The 18,439-nt window shown below is 65.2% G+C and carries 17 protein-coding genes and 2 pseudogenes; 7 read left to right on the forward strand and 12 right to left on the reverse strand.

All coding sequences use genetic code 11. The annotated features are described in order from the left end of the window. Positions 1–10: 10 nt before the first annotated feature. The 4 genes from VJV41_RS21720 to VJV41_RS21735 are packed head-to-tail and all read left to right on the forward strand — an operon-like array spanning position 11 to position 4,910. Complete coding sequence (locus VJV41_RS21720) at positions 11–1,657, forward strand: ABC transporter substrate-binding protein (RefSeq protein ID WP_325337255.1); 1,647 nt, start codon at positions 11–13, stop codon at positions 1,655–1,657. After that, on the forward strand, positions 1,612–2,178 hold the full coding sequence (locus VJV41_RS21725) for an adenine phosphoribosyltransferase (protein ID WP_325337114.1): 567 nt from the start codon (positions 1,612–1,614) through the stop codon (positions 2,176–2,178). Before VJV41_RS21720 ends, VJV41_RS21725 begins: the two co-directional genes overlap by 46 nt. Positions 2,179–2,216: 38 nt before the next feature. Continuing rightward, entirely contained in the window at positions 2,217–4,568 is a 2,352-nt protein-coding gene (locus tag VJV41_RS21730; RefSeq protein ID WP_325337116.1) for a RelA/SpoT family protein, read from the forward strand. 48 nt (positions 4,569–4,616) lie between these two features. Further along, positions 4,617–4,910: a DUF4333 domain-containing protein gene (locus tag VJV41_RS21735; protein WP_325337118.1), complete on the forward strand. Its 294-nt coding sequence runs from the start codon at positions 4,617–4,619 to the stop codon at positions 4,908–4,910. A gap of 226 nt (positions 4,911–5,136) precedes the next feature. Here VJV41_RS21735 and VJV41_RS21740 read toward each other — a convergent pair whose 3' ends face one another. After that, a complete protein-coding gene (locus VJV41_RS21740; RefSeq protein ID WP_325337120.1) occupies positions 5,137–6,138 on the reverse strand; it encodes a peptidylprolyl isomerase in 1,002 nt (333 codons plus the stop codon). Between the two features lie 4 nt (positions 6,139–6,142). Continuing rightward, the gene (locus tag VJV41_RS21745; RefSeq protein ID WP_325337122.1) at positions 6,143–7,024 is read right to left on the reverse strand and encodes a peptidylprolyl isomerase; all 882 of its coding nucleotides are present in this window, start codon (positions 7,022–7,024) and stop codon (positions 6,143–6,145) included. A 106-nt stretch (positions 7,025–7,130) separates the two neighbouring features. Between VJV41_RS21745 and VJV41_RS21750 the strand changes: the two genes are divergently transcribed. Together VJV41_RS21750 and hisS are read left to right on the forward strand one after the other, a co-directional pair. Continuing rightward, positions 7,131–7,808, forward strand: coding sequence for an MBL fold metallo-hydrolase (locus VJV41_RS21750; protein WP_325337124.1), 678 nt, complete (start codon positions 7,131–7,133; stop codon positions 7,806–7,808). Further along, a complete protein-coding gene (gene hisS / locus VJV41_RS21755; RefSeq protein ID WP_325337126.1) occupies positions 7,805–9,067 on the forward strand; it encodes a histidine--tRNA ligase in 1,263 nt (420 codons plus the stop codon). Before VJV41_RS21750 ends, hisS begins: the two co-directional genes overlap by 4 nt. 138 nt (positions 9,068–9,205) lie before the next feature. Here hisS and urtE read toward each other — a convergent pair whose 3' ends face one another. Genes urtE through urtA form a run of 5 tightly spaced genes read right to left on the reverse strand, consistent with a single transcriptional unit; the run spans position 9,206 to position 13,967 of the window. Then, positions 9,206–9,898 carry an urea ABC transporter ATP-binding subunit UrtE gene (gene urtE / locus VJV41_RS21760; RefSeq protein ID WP_325337128.1) on the reverse strand — a complete coding sequence of 231 codons (693 nt, stop codon included), beginning with the start codon at positions 9,896–9,898 and terminating at the stop codon, positions 9,206–9,208. Beyond that, on the reverse strand, positions 9,898–10,716 hold the full coding sequence (gene urtD / locus VJV41_RS21765) for an urea ABC transporter ATP-binding protein UrtD (protein WP_325337130.1): 819 nt from the start codon (positions 10,714–10,716) through the stop codon (positions 9,898–9,900). The genes urtE and urtD overlap by 1 nt, the downstream gene beginning before the upstream one ends. Next, positions 10,713–11,819, reverse strand: a complete 1,107-nt coding sequence (gene urtC / locus VJV41_RS21770) for an urea ABC transporter permease subunit UrtC (protein ID WP_325337132.1) — start codon at positions 11,817–11,819, stop codon at positions 10,713–10,715. Before urtC ends, urtD begins: the two co-directional genes overlap by 4 nt. After that, positions 11,816–12,700, reverse strand: coding sequence for an urea ABC transporter permease subunit UrtB (urtB, locus tag VJV41_RS21775; RefSeq protein ID WP_325337134.1), 885 nt, complete (start codon positions 12,698–12,700; stop codon positions 11,816–11,818). Before urtB ends, urtC begins: the two co-directional genes overlap by 4 nt. Position 12,701: 1 nt before the next feature. Next, complete coding sequence (gene urtA, locus VJV41_RS21780; protein WP_325337257.1) at positions 12,702–13,967, reverse strand: urea ABC transporter substrate-binding protein; 1,266 nt, start codon at positions 13,965–13,967, stop codon at positions 12,702–12,704. A 245-nt stretch (positions 13,968–14,212) separates the two neighbouring features. On the opposite strand from urtA, the gene VJV41_RS21785 reads away from it, so the two are divergent. Further along, positions 14,213–14,632: a hypothetical protein gene (locus tag VJV41_RS21785; protein WP_325337136.1), complete on the forward strand. Its 420-nt coding sequence runs from the start codon at positions 14,213–14,215 to the stop codon at positions 14,630–14,632. A 1-nt stretch (position 14,633) separates the two neighbouring features. Here the strand turns inward: VJV41_RS21785 and VJV41_RS21790 are convergent. From VJV41_RS21790 to VJV41_RS21810, 5 genes and pseudogenes are all read right to left on the reverse strand, one after another. Then, a pseudogene (locus tag VJV41_RS21790) lies at positions 14,634–14,920 on the reverse strand (gamma-glutamylcyclotransferase family protein). 76 nt (positions 14,921–14,996) lie between these two features. Continuing rightward, a pseudogene (locus VJV41_RS21795) lies at positions 14,997–15,887 on the reverse strand (haloalkane dehalogenase). A gap of 11 nt (positions 15,888–15,898) precedes the next feature. Continuing rightward, positions 15,899–16,486, reverse strand: coding sequence for a TetR/AcrR family transcriptional regulator (locus tag VJV41_RS21800; protein ID WP_325337137.1), 588 nt, complete (start codon positions 16,484–16,486; stop codon positions 15,899–15,901). 31 nt (positions 16,487–16,517) lie between these two features. Beyond that, positions 16,518–17,753 (reverse strand): FAD-dependent monooxygenase, encoded by a 1,236-nt coding sequence (locus tag VJV41_RS21805; RefSeq protein WP_325337139.1) that lies wholly within the window; start codon positions 17,751–17,753, stop codon positions 16,518–16,520. Continuing rightward, positions 17,754–18,410 (reverse strand): PadR family transcriptional regulator, encoded by a 657-nt coding sequence (locus VJV41_RS21810; RefSeq protein ID WP_325337141.1) that lies wholly within the window; start codon positions 18,408–18,410, stop codon positions 17,754–17,756. Between the last annotated feature and the right edge of the window lie 29 nt (positions 18,411–18,439).

The following is an 18,439-nucleotide window of genomic DNA, read 5'->3' on the forward strand; positions in this document are numbered from 1 at the left end:
GGTAGGTCGCATGACATTGCGGAGCCGGCGTGCTGTGTTGGTCGCGTCCGTGCTGTCGGTGGCCGGTGCGCTGGGCCTGTCTGGGTGTTCGGACAGCGCCGCCGACGCCATCGACTACGCCGTCGACGGCACGCTGGTCACCTACAACACCAACACCACCACCGGTGCGGCGTCGGGCGGCCCGCAGGCATTTGCCCGCGTTCTGACTGGCTTCAACTACCACGGGCCCGACGGTCAGATCGTCGGCGACCACGACTTCGGCAGCATCTCCGTGGTGGGGCGGGCACCTCTGGTGCTCGACTACGAGATCGCGGCCAACGCGGTCTATTCGGATGGCAAACCGATCACGTGCGATGACATGGTGCTGGCCTGGGCTTCACAGTCCGGGCGGTTCCCGTCGTTCGACGCGGCCAATCGGGCCGGCTACAGCGACATCGCGTCCGTCGATTGCGCGCCAGGGCAGAAGAAGGCGCGCGTCTCGTTCGTGCAGGATCGCGCGTTCGTCGACTTCGGCCAGCTGTTCGCGGCGACGTCGATGATGCCGTCACACGTGATCGCCGACGAGCTCGGCATCGATGTCACCACCGCGCTGCTCAACAACGACGGCCCGACCGTCGACCGCATCGCCCAGGTGTGGAACAGCACCTGGGACCTCAAACCCGGTGTTGACCTCAAGAAGTTTCCGTCGTCCGGCCCGTACAAGATCGACTCGGTCACGAAGGACGGCGCGGTCGTGCTTGTCGCCAACGACAAATGGTGGGGCGCAAAGCCGGTCACCAACAAGGTGACGGTGTGGCCGCGCGGCGCCGATATCCAGGACCGCATCAACCAGGGCGCGTACGACGTCGTCGACATCGCCGCGGGTTCGTCGGGGACGCTGAACCTTCCCGACGGCTACACACGTACCGACTCTGCGTCGGCGGGCATCGAGCAGCTCATCTTCGCGCCGCAGGGGCCGCTGGCCGGCCCGCCGGCCCGCCGGGCGCTGGCCCTGTGCACACCGCGGGACATGATCGCCAAGAACGCGGAGGTGCCGATCGCCAACGCGCGGCTCAACCCGGCGACCGAGGACGCGTTCGGAGCCGCGGAAGGCGAGGTCGAGGCCGGTCAATTCACCGTCGCCAACCCTGACGCTGCCCGTGCCGCGATCAACGGGCAGCCGCTGACCGTTCGCATCGGCTATCAGAGTCCGAACGCCCGCCTCGCCGCGACCGTCGGCGCGATCGCGAAGGCTTGCGCGCCGGCCGGAATCACCGTCCAGGACGCCGCGTCGGAAACCACGGGACCACTGACCTTGCGCAACAGCGAGATTGACGTCCTGGTCGCCAGCACCGGCGGCGCGGCGGGCAGCGGATCCAGCGGCGCATCGGCTATGGACGCCTACGAGCTGCACACCGGCAACGGCAACAACCTTTCGGGCTATTCCAATGAGCGCATCGACGGGATCATCGCCTCGATGGCGGTGACGTCGGATCCCAAGGAATTGGCCCGCCTGCTCGGTGAGGGCGGCACAATTTTGTGGGCCGACATGCCGACGCTTCCGCTTTATCGTCAGCAGCGAACCCTGGTGACATCGAAGAAGATGTATGCCGTGAGCAGCAATCCGACTCGATGGGGCGCAGGGTGGAACATGGACCGGTGGGTGCTGGCGACGTGAGCGACATTGCGCAGGTGATCGCGTCGCTGACGCGCGAGGTGGCCGACTTTCCCGAGCCGGGCATTCAGTTCAAGGATCTGACGCCGCTGCTGGCCGATGCGCGGGGTCTGGACGCCGTGTCCGAGGCACTCGCGGACATCGCCAAGGGTGCCGATCTGGTCGCGGGCGTGGACGCTCGTGGCTTCCTTTTGGGCGGCGCAGTGGCCATCAAGCTCGGTATCGGCGTGCTCGCGGTGCGTAAGGGCGGCAAGTTGCCGCCGCCGGTGCACAGCGAGACCTACACGCTGGAATACGGCACCGCGACGCTGGAGGTGCCGGCCGACGGCATCGAGCTGTCGGGCCGGTCGATCATGATCATCGACGATGTGCTGGCCACCGGCGGGACCCTTGCCGCGACGGCTCAGCTGCTGCGGCACGCCGGCGCGACGGTGACGGGGGCGGCCGTGGTGCTCGAGCTGGCCGCGCTCGGGGGTCGCGACGTGGTCAAACCATTACCGGTCAGCAGCTTGCATACGGTCTGAGCGATATCCTCGAAGTCTGACGGACTCAGGAGGTGATCATGGCTGACGATCCCGGCACGGGACAGGCCGTGCAGGTACCTCCGACAGGGGCACAGATTCCCGAAACGCAGCCGCTGGAGATCCCCAAGGTCTCGACGAGCGCGTCGCGGCGTGTACGGGCCCGGCTGGCCCGGCGGATGACCTCACAGCGCAGCACGGTCAACCCGGTGCTCGAGCCGCTGGTAGCCGTACACCGCGAGATCTACCCGAAGGCCGACCTGACGCTGCTGCAGCGGGCCTACGAGGTCGCCGAGCAACGGCACGCCGACCAATTACGGCGCTCCGGTGACCCCTACATCACCCATCCGCTGGCGGTGGCCAACATCCTGGCCGAGCTCGGCATGGACACCACCACGCTGATCGCCGCGCTGCTGCACGACACCGTCGAGGACACCGGCTACACACTGGAAGCGCTGACGGAAGAATTCGGTGAACAGGTCGCGCATCTCGTCGATGGGGTGACGAAGCTGGACAAGGTCGCACTTGGCAGCGCCGCCCAGGGCGAGACAATCCGCAAGATGATCATCGCGATGGCCCACGATTACCGGGTGCTGGTCATCAAGGTCGCCGACCGGTTGCACAATATGCGCACCATGCGATTCCTGCCACCCGAGAAGCAGGCCCGCAAGGCCCGCGAGACGCTGGAAGTGATTGCGCCACTGGCACATCGGCTGGGCATGGCGACCGTCAAGTGGGAATTGGAAGATCTGTCGTTCGCGATCTTGCACCCGAAGAAGTACGAGGAGATCGTGCGGCTGGTCGCCGACCGGGCGCCATCGCGAGACATCTACCTGGCCAAGGTGCGCGACGAGCTCAACGCCATGCTGAGCGCGCAGAAGATCAACGCAACGGTCGAGGGGCGCCCCAAGCACTACTGGTCGATCTATCAGAAGATGATCATCAAGGGCCGCGACTTCGACGACATCCACGACCTGGTCGGCGTGCGAATCCTGTGTGACGAGATCCGCGACTGTTATGCCGCTGTGGGCGTGGTGCATTCGCTGTGGCAGCCGATGCCCGGCCGGTTCAAGGACTACATCGCTCAGCCGCGGTACGGCGTGTATCAGTCACTGCACACCACCGTGGTCGGTCCCGAAGGCAAGCCGCTCGAGATTCAGATCCGCACCTTCGACATGCACAAGACCGCCGAGTACGGCATCGCCGCGCACTGGCGCTATAAGGAAGCCAAGGGCCGCAACGCTCCTCATCCGCACGCCGCTGCCGAGATCGACGCGATGGCGTGGATGCGACAGCTGATCGACTGGCAGCGTGAGGCCGCCGACCCCGGCGAGTTCCTCGAATCGTTGCGCTACGACCTTGCTGCCCAAGAGATCTTCGTGTTCACGCCGAAGGGCGACGTGATCACGCTGCCGGCCGGGTCGACACCGGTGGACTTCGCGTACGCGGTGCACACCGAGGTCGGCCACCGCTGTATCGGGGCGAGGGTCGACGGCAGGCTCGTCGCGCTCGAACGCAAGCTCGAAAACGGCGAGCGGGTGGAGATTTTCACGTCGAAGGCGCCCAATGCCGGCCCGTCGCGTGACTGGCAGCAGTTCGTTGTGTCGCCGCGTGCGAAGGCAAAGATCCGGCAATGGTTCGCCAAAGAGCGCCGCGAGGAAGCGCTGGAATCGGGTAAGGACGCGATCGGGCGTGAGGTGCGTCGCGGCGGACTTCCATTGCAGCGCTTGATGAATGCCGAGTCGATGGCGGCGTTGGCCCGCGAATTGCGATACGCCGACGTGTCCGCGTTGTATACCGCGGTGGGGGAGGGCCACGTGTCCGCCCGGCACGTGGTGCAGCGACTGGTGGCCCAGCTCGGTGGCGACGAGGAAGCCACCGACGAACTCGCCGAGCGCTCTACGCCTGCGACGATGCCGATGCGTCCGCGCAGCACCGACGATGTCGGTGTGGCGGTGCCCGGCGCGCCCGGCGTGCTGTCGAAGCTCGCGAAGTGCTGCACGCCCGTGCCGGGTGACAACATCATGGGTTTCGTCACCCGCGGCGGTGGGGTCAGCGTGCACCGCACCGACTGCACGAATGCCGCGTCGCTGCAAGAACAATCGGAGCGCATCATCGATGTCCAATGGGCGCCGTCGCCGTCGTCGGTATTCCTGGTGGCCATCCAGGTCGAGGCGCTCGACCGGCATAGGCTGCTCTCGGACGTCACTCGTGTGCTGGCCGACGAGAAGGTCAACATTTTGTCCGCATCGGTGACGACGTCCAACGACCGGGTGGCGATCAGCCGGTTCACCTTCGAGATGGGCGACCCCAAGCATCTGGGCCATGTGCTCAACGTGGTCCGCAACGTAGAGGGCGTCTACGACGTCTACCGCGTCACATCTGCCGCCTAGCGTTGGCAAATCCCGTTGGCGATTTGCCAGATCTGCAATACTGCGGCGATGCGGACTGCATTGGTGGTTTTCGTCGCTTCGCTCGCAATGGTGTTGGCCGGTTGTGGTTCAACGATCAAGCCGGAGGGCGCCGCGGCGTCGGTCGTCGACCTGGTCTCCAAGCAGACCGGATTCAAGCCCAACGACGTGAAATGTCCGTCCGGGGTCGACGCGAAGGTTGACACCGAATTCGAGTGCCATTTCACCGGACCTGAGGGCAAGGACTACACCGCCCACATGAAGGTCACCAAGGTCGAGGGCGACGACGTCCAGTTCTACATCAAGACCGCGCCGAGCAAGTAATCGACTCGAAACCAGGAGCCTACGAGAGCGTGCATCGAGATTGTGTCCCGATTGACAAGTTCTGAGGCAGACTCCGGCGAACGCCGGGCATGCGACACTGTCGAGACTGCAGTTAGCGTGGCCGCTACTCGCCCTTTTCCACGACAACTGCGGTCTCACCGCAAATGCGAAGAAGCGGCGCGGAATTGACGACTCAGGGCACTAGCGCTCCTCAGCAAGGTGCGCGTTAGCCGACCCGCGCCGACGTGATCGTCATGGCCAGGGCCGGCTTGCCGTCCTCGCTGCCGTCGACGGTTCCGGCCGTGGCAATCTTGTCCAGCGTCGCCAGGCCGGTCTGGTCGATCGTGCCGAACACCGTGTAGGTGGGCGGCAGCGCCGAATCCTCGTACACCAGGAAGAACTGGCTGCCGTTGGTGCCCGGTCCGGCGTTGGCCATCGCCAGCGTTCCGCGCGGATACACCACAGGAACCTTCAGCGCCGGGTCGGTCAACCGGTACTGGTTGGTGGGGTATTCGTTGGGGAACCGGTAGCCCGGTCCGCCCTTACCACTGCCGGTCGGATCACCGCACTGCAGCACGCCCATCTGAGGTGAGGTGGTCAGCCGGTGGCAGGGGGTGTTGTCGAAGTAGCCCTGTCGCGCCAGGCTCGTGAAGTTGTTGACGGTGCACGGGGTCTGGCCGTTGTTCAGCTGCAGCCCGATGGCGCCCTGATTGGTGGTGAGCGTCGCGCCGATGAGTGCCGGATCCGTCGCGATCCGGCCGATCTGCGGCGGCTTGACGGGCTTGCTCGGCGGTTCGGTCGTCGACGGGTACTGGCAGTTGGAGCCGAGCGTGGCCGGCGGCTTGAACGGTGGCAATGCTTGGCCAGGCGGCGTCGGTGTCGCTGTGATGCTCGGGTAGCCGGGAATCATCCCGTCCAACCGCTCGAGGTTTTGCGCTACCAGTACGACGAACAACACGCTCACCACGATCGCCACGACGGTCAGCGTGGTGATCATGTATCCGATCACCAATCCGGCGATGGCCAGCCCGCGGCCTTCTTCACCGGTCTTCTTGATCTGCGACAGCGAGATGTGGCCGAACACGATGCCGAGCGGCGCGAACAACAAAGCGCAGACCAGCGACACGACCGCCATCGCGTTGGTCGGCTGCGGCTGCGGATAGCCGTAGTACCCCGTCGGATGCCCGTACGGCGGCGGATAGGCGCCGTACGGCGGCGGAGTGGTCACGTCATCAGTCCAGCAGGATCGACTTGACCTGAACGTCGTTCTTGGGCTTGCCGTCCGGGCCGCCGTCGGCGGTGCCGGCCGCGGCGATCTTGTCCAGCGTCGCCAGGCCCGTCTGGTCGATGGTGCCGAACACCGTGTAGTTCGGCGGCAGCTGCGAATCCTTGTAGACGAGGAAGAACTGGCTGCCGTTCGTGCCGGGCCCGGCGTTGGCCATGGCCAGGGTGCCGCGGGGGTAGACCACTGGCTCCTGCAGCTTTGGATCGTCGGGCTGGAACTGGTTGGTCGGGTATTCGTTGTCGAACTGGTAGCCCGGCCCGCCGGTGCCCTGGCCCGTCGGATCACCGCACTGCAGCACCGCCAGGCCCTCGGAGGTGGTCAGGCGGTGGCATGGGGTGTCTTTGAAGAAGCCCTGCTGGGCCAGGCTGGCGAAGCTGTTCACCGTGCACGGTGACTTCGCGTTGTCGAGTTGCAGCCCGAGGTTGCCCTGGTTGGTCGACATGCTGGCGCTGACCTGCGCCGGCTCGGTCGGCACCTTGCCCGTGCGCGGCGGGTTGACGGGCTTGCTCGCCTTGTCCTGCGAGGCCGGGTACTGGCAGTTGGCGCCCAGGTTGGCCGGCGCGGCGAAGGCGGGCAGCTGACCCGGTGCCGACGGGGCAGCGCTGGTCGCGGTCGTCGGCGTGGTGGTGGCGGCCGACGCGGTCTGGCTGCCGGAGTCGCGATTGGTGATGACGACCGTGGCCACGATGGCGCCGATCACCACGATCGCGGCCACTGCGGACCCGACGATCGTGTAGATGCGACGCCTGCGGGCCTTCTCTGCCCGGCGCTCCAGCTGCCGCTCGAGTTTGCGCTTCGCTGTTGCCCGCCGTTGTTCGTTGGTCGGCACCGCCGGTGTCCTCCTCGTGTCTACGTCGATCGGCAACGAGTGTGCCAGGCGTTGCTGTGTACGGGCGTCGCGACCCACTCGAATCGAGGATGGGACACTGGACGCCGTGTTGATCACCGGATTCCCGGCCGGCATGTTGGCGTGCAATTGCTACGTGCTGGCTCCGCGAGCCGGCGGCGACGCCGTCATCGTCGACCCGGGTCAGCGGGCGATGGGTCCGCTGCGACAGATCCTCGACGACAACCACCTGACCCCGTCGGCAGTGCTGTTGACCCACGGGCACGTCGACCACATCTGGTCGGCACAGAAGGTCGCCGACATGTACGGCTGCCCCACCTACATCCACCCCGAGGACAGGTTCATGCTGACCGACCCGATCAAGGACTTCGGGCTCGGTTTGATCGCGGGCTTGGCCCGCTCCGCGTTCGGCGCGCTGTTCCGCGAGCCCAAGCAGGTCGTCGAGCTGGATAAGGACGGTGACAAGATCGACGTGGGTGGCGTCACGGTGACCGTCGACCACACGCCTGGCCACACCCGCGGCTCGGTGGTGTTCCGGGTCGCGGACGGCCCCGAAGAGGTCGTCTTCAGCGGCGATACCCTGTTCCGTCAGTCGGTCGGGCGAACCGACTTGCCGGGCGGCAGCGGCCGGGACCTGTTGGGCTCGATCGTGACAAAACTGTTGGTGCTCGACGACGACACCGTGGTACTACCGGGACACGGTGAGAAGACCACGATCGGCTTCGAACGCCGCACCAACCCGTTCCTCGAAGGCTTGATTTCGTGAGTGACTTTCAGGCGCCCAAGGGCGTCCCGGATTACCTGCCGCCCGACTCGGCGCAGTTCGTCGGCGTGCGGGATGGTCTGCTCGACGCCGCGCGCCGTGCCGGGTACGGCGACATCGAACTGCCGATCTTCGAAGACACCGCGTTGTTCGCGCGTGGCGTGGGCGAGTCCACCGATGTGGTGTCCAAGGAGATGTACACGTTCTCCGACCGCGGCGACCGCTCGGTCACGCTGCGCCCGGAAGGCACCGCGGGTGTGATGCGGGCGGTGATCGAGCACGGCCTGGACCGCGGACCGTTGCCCGTCAAGTTGTGCTACGCCGGGCCGTTCTTCCGCTACGAGCGCCCTCAGGCCGGCCGCTACCGGCAGCTGCATCAGGTCGGCGTGGAGGCGATCGGCGTCGACGACCCCGCACTGGACGCCGAGGTGATCGCGCTGGCCGACGCGGGTTTCCGGTCGCTGGGGCTCGACGGCTTCCGTCTGGAGATCACGTCGCTGGGCGACGACAGCTGCCGGCCGCAGTACCGGGAACTGTTGCAGGACTTCCTGTTCAAGCTTGACCTCGACGAGGAAACGCGTCGGCGCGCCGAGATAAACCCGCTGCGGGTGCTCGACGACAAGCGCCCTGCAGTACGTAAGCTGACCGATGATGCACCGGTCATGTTGGACCACCTCTCCGATGTGGCCAAGCAGCACTTCGAGACGGTGCTCGCACACCTGGATGCGTTGGGCGTGCAGTATGTGATCAACCCGCGAATGGTGCGCGGTCTCGATTACTACACCAAGACCACGTTCGAGTTCGTGCACGACGGGTTGGGCGCACAGTCGGGCATCGGCGGCGGCGGCCGCTACGACGGCCTGATGCACCAGCTGGGCGGAAAAGACTTGTCCGGCATCGGGTTTGGGCTCGGTGTCGACCGGACCCTGCTGGCGTTGAAGGCCGAGGGCAAGACAGTTGGCGGGACCGCGCGAGTCGACGTGTTCGGTGTGCCGCTCGGAGAGCAGGCCAAGATCAAGCTTGCGGTGTTGGCGGCACGGCTGCGGGCCGCAGGTGTGCGCGTCGACCTGGCCTACGGCGACCGCGGACTCAAGGGCGCCATGCGTTCCGCCGACCGCTCGGGTGCCTCGATTGCTTTGGTGCTCGGCGAGAACGACATCGAGGCCGGCACAGTCGGTGTGAAGAACTTGGCGACGGGGGAGCAGGTCGACGTGCCCGCCGACGGCGTTCTCGCCGAAGTTCTCTCACGCCTGCACGTCTAACCCGCACCTCTAACCCGCGAGCGTGCGTGTCTGTACGCGACACGCCGTGAAAATGCGTGCAAATGCGCACGCTCGCAAGGCGTCAGCGACCACACACGATCGCGGTGGGCACCCGATCGACGTCGCCGAGTTGGGGGATTAGATGGCCATCGCGGCGCGGACGTCGGCTTCGGATGCCGAGCCGCCGGTGCCGGATGACGTGACGCGTCCGGACTCCAAGATGTAGTAGCGCTGCGAGGATTCCAGTGCGAAGCCGATGTGCTGCTCGACGAGCAAGACACCCATATCGCCGCGGCGGGTCAATGCTGTGATCGCCTCTTCGATCTCGGCGACCACCGACGGCTGAATGCCTTCTGTCGGCTCATCGAGAATCAGACACTTCGGCGACGTGATCAAAGCACGCGCAATCGCCAACTGCTGACGCTGGCCGCCAGACAGCAGACCGGCCCGCCGCGTCAGCAGCTCCTTCAACGCCGGGAACAGGTCGAGCTGCTCGTCGATCAGCGCCTTGCCGTTCTTTCGTCCGTCGGCGACGACTTGAAGGTTCTCCGCCGTCGTCAGCTGGCCGAATGACTGCTGACCCTGCGGCACATACGCCAGGCCGCGCGCCACCCGCGCGCTCGGCCGCAGCTTCGTGATGTCGTCACCGTCGAAAAGCACTTTGCCTGCCGAGCATTTCAACAGTCCGACAGCCGCGCGCAGCAGCGTGGTCTTGCCTGCCCCGTTGTGACCCATCACCGCGGCCACCCCATCGGAAGGCACCTCGAGGCTCACTCCGTGGACTACTTCGGAGCGTCCATAGCCGGTGTGCACGTCGACAAGCTGGAGCATCAGGAGCTCTCCTCGATGAGTTCGTCAGGAATGCCTTCAGCGCCAGCGGCCGCGGTACCCAGGTAGACCTCCTGCACCTTCGGGTTGGCCTGCACTTCGGCCACCGAACCCTCAGCGATCACCTGCCCGCGGGCCAGCACGGTCACCGATGTGGCGAACGCCCGCATGAAGTCCATGTCATGTTCGACGACGACGACGGTTCGCTCAGCACCGATACGGCGCAAGAGATTTCCCGTTTCCTCGCGCTCCTCATGGCTCATGCCTGCGACTGGCTCGTCGAGCAGGAGCACGTCGGCGTTCTGCACCAGCAGCATCCCGATTTCCAGCCACTGCTTCTGTCCGTGCGCCAGCACTCCGGCCGGCTTGTCAGCCAGCGCCGTCAGACCGGTTGTCTCCAGCGCCACCTCGATCGACGGCAGCACCGAGGACCGGCGCCTGAGCAGGGTCCACGGCGAACGGCCGGCGCCCGCGGCGATGTCCAGGTTCTGCAGCACTGTCAACTGCTCGAAAACGCTTGCCGTCTGGAACGTCCGGCCCACTCCGCGCCTGGCGATCTGGTGAACCTTCTTGCCCAGCAGCTCGACACCCGACTTGCTGACCGACCCGGTCGCTGGCACCAGCCCGGTGATCGCATCGATCACCGTGGTCTTGCCTGCGCCGTTGGGCCCGATCAGAAATCGAAGGTCACCCTGGAAGAGGGTCAGGTCGACGTCGCTGACGGCCTTGAAACCGTCGAAATCAACTGTCAGTCCACGGACTTCGAGGTACTCGGTGCCCATGCCGACGTTGCCGCCGGCGACTGGTTCAACGGCGGTCATGATGCTGGAACCTTCTCGGGCTCGGGCTCGGGTTCGGGTTCGGGCGTGGCCACTGCGGGCTTGGCCGTGCGTCGTCGACTCAGCAGCGCACCGACCCCGGCGAACCCGGCGGGAAAGAATCCGACGACGACGATGAACAGCAGCCCCTGGGCGTACGTCCACTCCGACGGAAAGCGCTCGGAGAACAGGGTTTGCGCCCACGCAACACCGACGGCACCCAGCACCGGACCGAGCAGCGTGGTGCGTCCGCCGATCGCCACACCGATCAGGAACGCGATCGACGGCACGATGCCTACCTGCGACGGCGCGATGAACCCGACGATCGGCGCGAACAATGCGCCGGCGATGCTGGCGAACAATGCGGCGACGGTGTAGGCGACGACCTTGATGTTGGCCGGGTCGTAACCGAGGAAGCGCACCCGCTCCTCACCGTCACGCACGGCGACCAGCAGCTCGCCGTAGCGGCTCTGCATCAGCTGGCGCACCACCGCGACGACGAGGAGCAACACGGCCGCGGCGATGAAGTACAACATCCGGCGGTTCACGGGATCGTTGAGGGTGAATCCGAAGAACGTGCGAAACCTGTTGAGCCCGTTGCTGCCACCGATGCTGGTCTGTCCGACCAGTAGGATCGCCAACGCTGCCGCCAGCGCCTGCGACAGGATCGCGAAGTAGGCGCCCTTGACGCGGCGCTTGAACACGCCCAGGCCCAGAGCTGCCGCGATCGCCGTCGGTACCAGCACGATCGCCAGTAGCGTGAACGCCGGGGAGGCGAAGGGTTCCCAGTACGCGGGCAACACGCGTACGCCGGCGATCTGCATGAAGTCGGGCACCTTGTCGCCGCGCAGTTCCGCATCGGCGATCTTCAAGTGCATGCCCATCATGTAGCCGCCGAGGCCGAAGAACACGCCCTGGCCCAGCACCAGCATGCCGCCGCGGCCCCACGCCAGCCCGATGCCAACCGCGACGATCGCGTAGCACAGGAACTTGCCGAGCAGGCTGAGCCGGAAGTCGGACAGCAACGCGGGTGCCACGCCGAACAGCACCACCGCCGCGATACCGAAACCGGCCCATGTCTGCCAGCGGCCAAGTACGGCTTTCACACCAAACTCCTTGTGCGGACAGTGAACAGGCCCTGCGGCCGAACCTGCAGGAAGATCACGATGATCACGAACACGATCACCTTGGCCAGCGACGCGGTGGTGTTGTACTCGATGAAAGAGTTCAAGAAGCCCAGCGCGAACGCCGCAATGACGGTGCCTTTGATCTGACCCAGTCCACCGACCACCACTACCAGGAACGCGTCGATCAGGTAACTCTGCCCGATAGTGGGGCTGGTCGAGCCGATCAGCGTCAACGCCACACCGGCCACCGCGGCCAGGCCGGAGCCGATGAAAAACGTTGTGATGTCCGTCTTCCGGGATGAGATCCCACTGGTTTCGGCGAGGTCGCGGTTGGCCACCACGGCACGGATGCGCCGGCCCATCGGGCTGACCTTCAGCACGGTGGCCAGCACGGCCACGCAGACCACCGCGAGCAGCAGGATGAAGATGCGCGTCTTGGGCACAACGGCCCCGAGGATCTCCACGCCACCGGAGAGCCATGACGGCGCAATGACGTTGACCGCGGGAGCTCCGAAGATGTCGCGAGCCACCTGCTGCAGGACCAGCCCGACACCGAACGTGACGAGCAGGGTGTCCAACGGCCGGTCATACATCCGCCGGATGAGTGTGACCTCGAGCAGCGCGCCCATCGCTCCGCCGACCACGAACCCAACCAGCAACGAAATCAGCAGGGACACACCGACACTGGACACGGTCTGCTGCACCACATAGGCCGTGTAGCAGCCGGCCATGATGAACTCGCCGTGCGCCATGTTGATGACGCCCATCTGGCCGAACGTCAGTGACAGCCCGAGCGCGGCCAGCAACAGGATCGAGCCGAGGCTCAATCCCGTTGCCAGCTGTCCAATCAGGACATCCATCTCAGCTGGAGAGACCCGCGGCCCACGGGTAGCTCTTCAGGTATGGGTCCGGCTTGATCGGCCCGGGCGATTGCCAGATCGTGTAGATCAGGCCGTCTGGGTGGATCTCACCGATGCGCGCGGTCTTGGTGATGTGATGGTTCTCGCCGTCAATGGTGACCAAACCCTCGGGTGCGTCGAACGTGACACCGCCCGCATTGTCCTGAATTGCTTTGACGTCGAACGACTTCGCCTTCTCGACGGTGTTCTTCCACAGATAGACCGACACGTAGGCGGCCTCCATCGGGTCCGACGTGGGCTTGTCGGCGCCGTACTTGTCCTTGTACGCCTTGACGAACGCCTTATTCACAGGGCTGTCGACAGTCTGGTAGTAGTTCCACGCCGTTAACTGGCCCTCAATGTTCTTCGCGCCGATGCCCGTCACCTCTTCCTCGGCGATCGACACCGAGACCACTGGCATCTTCTGCGGCGTCAGACCGGCGTTGGTGTACTCCTTGAAGAACGCAACGTTGGAGTCGCCGTTGAGGGTGTTGAACACCGCACCGGCGTTCGAACCGCGGACCTTGTTGACGATCGTGGAGAAGTCGGTCGAGCCGAGCGGGGTGTAGTCCTCACCCTTGATCTCGATGCCGTTGGCGGCCGCGTACGCCTTGATGATTCGGTTGGCGGTCTGCGGGAACACGTAGTCGCTGCCCACCAGATACAGCGACTTGATGCCCTTCTCCTTGAGGTAGTCGAGCGCCGGGACGATCTGCTGGTTGGTGGTGGCGCCGGTGTAGAAGATGTTCTTCGACGACTCCAGACCCTCGTATTGCACGGGGTAGTACAGCAGCGAGTTGGCGCCTTCGAAGACCGGCAACATCGCCTTGCGGCTCGATGAGGTCCAGCCGCCGAACACCGCCGCCACACAGTCACTGCTGATCAGCTTTTCGGCCTTTTCGGCGAACACCGTCGGTTCGGACGCGCCGTCCTCGCCGACGAGCTGAATTTGCTTGCCCATCACACCGCCCGAGGCGTTGATCTGCTCGACCGCCAAGTCGATCGCGTGGCGCACCGTGACTTCGGAGATCGCCATGGTCCCCGACAGCGAATTCAGCGCGCCCACTTTGATGGTCGGGCCTGAGGTGTCGACGCAGGATTTGGCGTTTGCCGCATCGGTCTGGTTGGCCTTGCTTCCGCAGCCGGACAATAGGAGGCTGGTCGCGGCGACGACACTTCCCGCAGCTAGGGCCGACCTTTTCAACGAGGAGCGTCGAGGTAGTCGCATGAACAGCCTTTCTCGAATGTCAGCAGCGCTCATCGGAAGGATGAGCAACGGCAGGAGCGCGAAAGTGAAGACGCCCTCGGGGCGTCGAATCGGGACGTTAGAGCGCCTGTGTTTCTGTGAAATGTCTGTGTGTGACGAACAGATAAACCTGTACGTGGGGCTAGTTTGTTTGCAGTTCATCCGCCGCGAGGTAGCTGTGTGACGCGTGTTGTAACGATCCGGTACGGTGCGTCGATGTGACGGACATGCGAACAACGACAGCCAGGGTCGGGGCAGCGTTGGCGGTGGCTGCTGCCGGAATTGCGATAAGTCATGGCACGTCGAGCGCTGACCCGGCCACTCACCAGGTGCGGTACACGCTCACGTCGGCAGGCGGTGCGGATTTCGACCTGTTCTATCTGACGACTCAACCTCCGAGCAAGGCCGCCTACAACGCCGACGCGTATGCGTTCGTGAAGCGGGAGACGGTCAATGTGGCGCCGGGCGTGCCGTGGGTGTTCGAGACAACGCTCGCGGACCCGCAGTGGGCGATCTTCACCGTGAGCAGCACCACGCACGGCGGGCAGGCCGCGCCGAATCCTCACTGCGAGATCGCCGTTGACGGACAGTTGGTCGTTCAGCAGGACGCTCCTTACAACCTGCAGTGCCAGCTGTCGCAGTGGTGATTCAACCGGCGAACGTGTAGACCCACGCCTGGCCGCCTGAACGCAGCGGCACAGCGATGCGGATGTAGTCGTCGACCTCGTATTCGTCGGCGGCGGCCAAATCAGCTTCGTTGACCGCGAATACCGTGCCCTCGACCGCCGCGTCGGGCCGATCTGTCGGCTTCAGAATCGGGTGACGGTCACTGCCGCTGGTGGCGATCACGTCTGTGGATCGGTGATGGTGACGTAATCGAGGTCGTAGCCGACAAAGACGCTCGAGCCGCGAGGGTCGGCAAAGGAGCCGACCATGACCGTCAGCGAAAGGCTTCAGTCGTTTCCGCTGCGCCACGGAGACTCCGTTCAACCTTGTGTTCGAGGCTCGGCCTTAAGCGGTTGAACGCACCGCGCGAACGAACGACGCAACGGCCGCGCCGATTTCATCCGCACTGTCCTCCTGGATGAAGTGCACACCCGGCACCGATACCTCGGTTTGATTGGGCCACGTGCGGACGAAATCGAGGACGCGGCCACGGACCAGAGCGCCGGGCTCGCCCTTGATGAAGAGCTTGGGCACATCGCTGCGGGCCAACCATTCCCCGTATTCGTTGACGATGGAGACGACGTCGGCCGGTTCACCCTCGATCGGGATGTTGCGCGGCCACGACAGCGTCGGTCGCCGGTCCTCGCCCGGACTGAGATACGGCTTGCGGTAGTGGTTCATCTCCTCGTCGCTGAGCGTGCGCTGAATGGCCCCGGGGAGCACTGCCTCGACGAACATGTTGTTGTCCAGCACCATCGCTTCGCCCTGCGGCGACCGGAAGCCCTGGAATACCGCCTTTACGGGCTCGGGGAAATCGGCCCAATCGACCGGCATCGCAACCGCTTCCATATATGCGATGCCCGCCACACGGTCACGGTGTTGGTTGGCCCAGTCGAAGCCCAGCGCCGAGCCCCAGTCATGCAATACCAAGATCACGCGGTCGCCCAGATCGAGTTCGTCCCACAACTTGAAGAGGTAGTCGCGCTGCTCGGCATAGTGGTAGCGGCCCTAGCCTGAGTCGTCGAGCTTGTCCGAGCCGCCCATGCCGATCAGATCGCACGCGATGAGCCGGCCCAGACCCTCCACATGCGGCATCACGTTGCGCCACAGATACGACGAGGTGGGGTTGCCGTGCTGGAAGACGATCGCGTCTCCCTGGCCCTCGTCGATATAGGCCATCCGCTTGCCGTTGATCTCCTTGTACTGCAGTCGCCCGTACGGCTTGGATCCCGGCATTGGCTTCCTCCTCAATGTGGTTGGTTGTCGGCGAGTTTGGCGGCTGCTTCTCTGGCCACCCGCAGGATGCGCGCAGAGAACTTGGCGTCAACCACTCCGCGCGACAGCGACATCCCACCGACACACAGCGCCATCAACGCGATCGCATCGTCGAGGCGGGCGTCATCGCCGTCGCAAATCGCCGAAAGCGACGTGCGCAGTTCACGTTCGTAGCTGGCACGGAATTGCTCGGAGCCGTGCGCCGCGTCGGAGCTCAATGTCGCGAATCCGCAACTGGTGGACAGGTCGTCGCGATGAGCGGTAGTGAGGTAGCGCTTGGCCAGACCGGTCAGCCGATCTCTCCACGCCTCGCCGCGACCTGACTTGATCCAGTGCGCACGGCCGGTGGTGATCGCGCGAGAGAACGCTGCGCTGGCTAGCTCTTCCTTGTTGGCGAAGTGCGAGTAGAACGCACCATGCGTCAACCCGGCGTCGCGCATCACCGGCACGATCGCCGCGCCATCGAGGCCCTCTTCGCGGATCCGGCGCGCGGCCGCCTCGAGGATTTTGTCCAGGGATTCCCGCTTGCTGTCCGCTCGAGCGCTACCGACCTTTCGCATGATGGTCATCATGCTAGTCGCATGATGCCCATCATGCGAACGTTTTGGCGTCCTCCTGTGCAGGAGCGTCCCAGTCGATGGTGTAACGCTGTTCGGCGCCCATCGTCTTCTCGAGGTTCATCGTCTTGACCATCAGCGGCAACAGCAGCCGCATCATGCGCTGTGCAATCGGTCCCGGTGCCTTGGCATGGCTGATACGGGCGCCGCGAGCCGCGATCATCTCCACCCGCGGTCGGCGCAGCCGCTCGTAGGCCTCGAACGCCGACGACACATCGGGCAGGTCGCGTAGGCAACGGGCCAGCTGGATTGCGCTTTCCATCGCCAGCGAAGCACCCTGACCAGTGCTGTTGGACGGGGCATGCACCGCGTCCCCGACCACCACCATGCGGCCGCGGTGCCAGTGGGGGACCGGCGGCATGATGTGCAGCGCACCGACGGCCTGCAGGCTCTCGCTGGTTGTCTCGGCCGCCAGCCTCGCGCCAGGAACGTCGTTCGCGTAGGTCGTGCGCAGTGTCTGCAGCCAATCTTCGGCCGGCACCGCGCGCGCCTGTTTGAGGCTGACGTATTGCGGCGACGGCAGATTCGCGCCCCAGCCGATCCGGCCGTCGGGCCGCTTCCAGTACAGGTAATACGCGCGGCGGCCGAATGCGAACGTCATCGCGCCTGATTCAAGCGACGCCGTAGCTGGATCAACTAAGGCGTCGTCGACCAGTCCTTCGAATCCGAGCAGACCGAGGTAGCGCGCGCTGGGCGCGTCGGGATCGATGAGTCCACGTACCGTCGAGTGCACGCCGTCGGCGCCGATGAGCACGTCGGCGCTCGCGCTGCTGCCATCGGCGAAGTGGGCGGTAACACTATCCGGCCGTTCGTCGACGCGAATCAGCCTCTTGCCGTGGTGGATTCGCACACCGGCGCGCTCCGCGCCGTCGCGAAGCAGACGATGTAACGCACCGCGATCGACCAGCTGTCGCGGCGGAAGGCCTTGTGGCACAGGCATCTCGTGGCCGGGTCTGCTGGCGATCGACATCGCCGATCGCGTGATCGGTATTGCGACGGCGCGCACCGCGTCGTCGGCCCCGACGATGCGCAATGCGGCCAAGCCGTTGGGCTCCAGTGCCAGCGATCCGCCGATACCGCTGGCCGATGCAGGATCGGCCGTGCGGGCTTCGTAGACCCTGGCATCGATACCAGCCATGGTCAGTGCGGTCGCTGCCACCGGCCCGGCGATACCGCCGCCGATCACCAGAGCGGTCTGCGCTGCGGGCATCTACTCCTCCTCCTGGTTGTGCTCTGTGCCGCGTTCGGCAAGCTCGGTGAATTCGGCTGGGATTTCGCCGTTTTCGTGCCAGCGCCGCCACACGTCCAGCTGCGGGAACGTGCCGGCGGAGAATTCGTCGAGCAACGATCGCGTCCATTCGATTTCGGCCTGCGTCATCGCGATCCGGTACTCGTCTTCGATGAGGAACGGCCGCGGCACGTCGGTGGCCAGTTCGAGCTCAGTGCGCCGTGCGTCGAGCGAGTCCGTCAGCCGCTGCACCCGCTGGCGCAACAAGTCGGCGACGTCCTGCGGGGTGAGCACGGCCAGCACGGACAACCCTGCGATGAACCGAGTGTGTTCGGCCTCCGGTTCGGCGATCAGCTCGCGGGTCCAGGAGATCAGTTCGACGCGCCCAGCGTCGGTGATCTGGTAGACCGTGCGCTCGGGGCGGGCCCCCTGGCGGGTGACGCCGATCGTTTCGAGGTAGCCGTTGCGCTCGAGGTTTTGCACGACCGTGTAGAGCGACCCCCACTTGATGTCCATGTCGCGGTCCTTGCCGCGGGCCCGCATCACCGATGCCATCTCGTAGCGGTGCATCGGTCGCTGAACGACCGTAGCCAGCACCGCGAGCGCCATCAGGTTCGCGACCTTGCGCTTCTGGGCCATCAGGACTCCCTCCCGACTAATATTCGTAG

The sequence above is a fragment of the Mycobacterium sp. genome (assembly GCF_035274705.1).
Lineage (GTDB): Bacteria > Actinomycetota > Actinomycetes > Mycobacteriales > Mycobacteriaceae > Mycobacterium.

What these genes read in the sequence shown, in the direction of transcription:
- VJV41_RS21720 (WP_325337255.1), top strand. Translation starts at nt 11, where the DNA reads ATGACATTGCGGAGCCGGCGTGCTGTGTTGGTCGCGTCCGTGCTGTCG.
- VJV41_RS21725 (WP_325337114.1), top strand. Translation starts at nt 1,612, where the DNA reads ATGGGGCGCAGGGTGGAACATGGACCGGTGGGTGCTGGCGACGTGAGC.
- VJV41_RS21730 (WP_325337116.1), top strand. Translation starts at nt 2,217, where the DNA reads ATGGCTGACGATCCCGGCACGGGACAGGCCGTGCAGGTACCTCCGACA.
- VJV41_RS21735 (WP_325337118.1), top strand. Translation starts at nt 4,617, where the DNA reads ATGCGGACTGCATTGGTGGTTTTCGTCGCTTCGCTCGCAATGGTGTTG.
- urtE (WP_325337128.1), bottom strand. Translation starts at nt 9,898, where the DNA reads ATGCTCCAGCTTGTCGACGTGCACACCGGCTATGGACGCTCCGAAGTA.
- urtD (WP_325337130.1), bottom strand. Translation starts at nt 10,716, where the DNA reads ATGACCGCCGTTGAACCAGTCGCCGGCGGCAACGTCGGCATGGGCACC.
- urtB (WP_325337134.1), bottom strand. Translation starts at nt 12,700, where the DNA reads ATGGATGTCCTGATTGGACAGCTGGCAACGGGATTGAGCCTCGGCTCG.
- urtA (WP_325337257.1), bottom strand. Translation starts at nt 13,967, where the DNA reads ATGCGACTACCTCGACGCTCCTCGTTGAAAAGGTCGGCCCTAGCTGCG.
- VJV41_RS21785 (WP_325337136.1), top strand. Translation starts at nt 14,213, where the DNA reads ATGCGAACAACGACAGCCAGGGTCGGGGCAGCGTTGGCGGTGGCTGCT.
- VJV41_RS21800 (WP_325337137.1), bottom strand. Translation starts at nt 16,486, where the DNA reads ATGCGAAAGGTCGGTAGCGCTCGAGCGGACAGCAAGCGGGAATCCCTG.
- VJV41_RS21805 (WP_325337139.1), bottom strand. Translation starts at nt 17,753, where the DNA reads ATGCCCGCAGCGCAGACCGCTCTGGTGATCGGCGGCGGTATCGCCGGG.
- VJV41_RS21810 (WP_325337141.1), bottom strand. Translation starts at nt 18,410, where the DNA reads ATGGCCCAGAAGCGCAAGGTCGCGAACCTGATGGCGCTCGCGGTGCTG.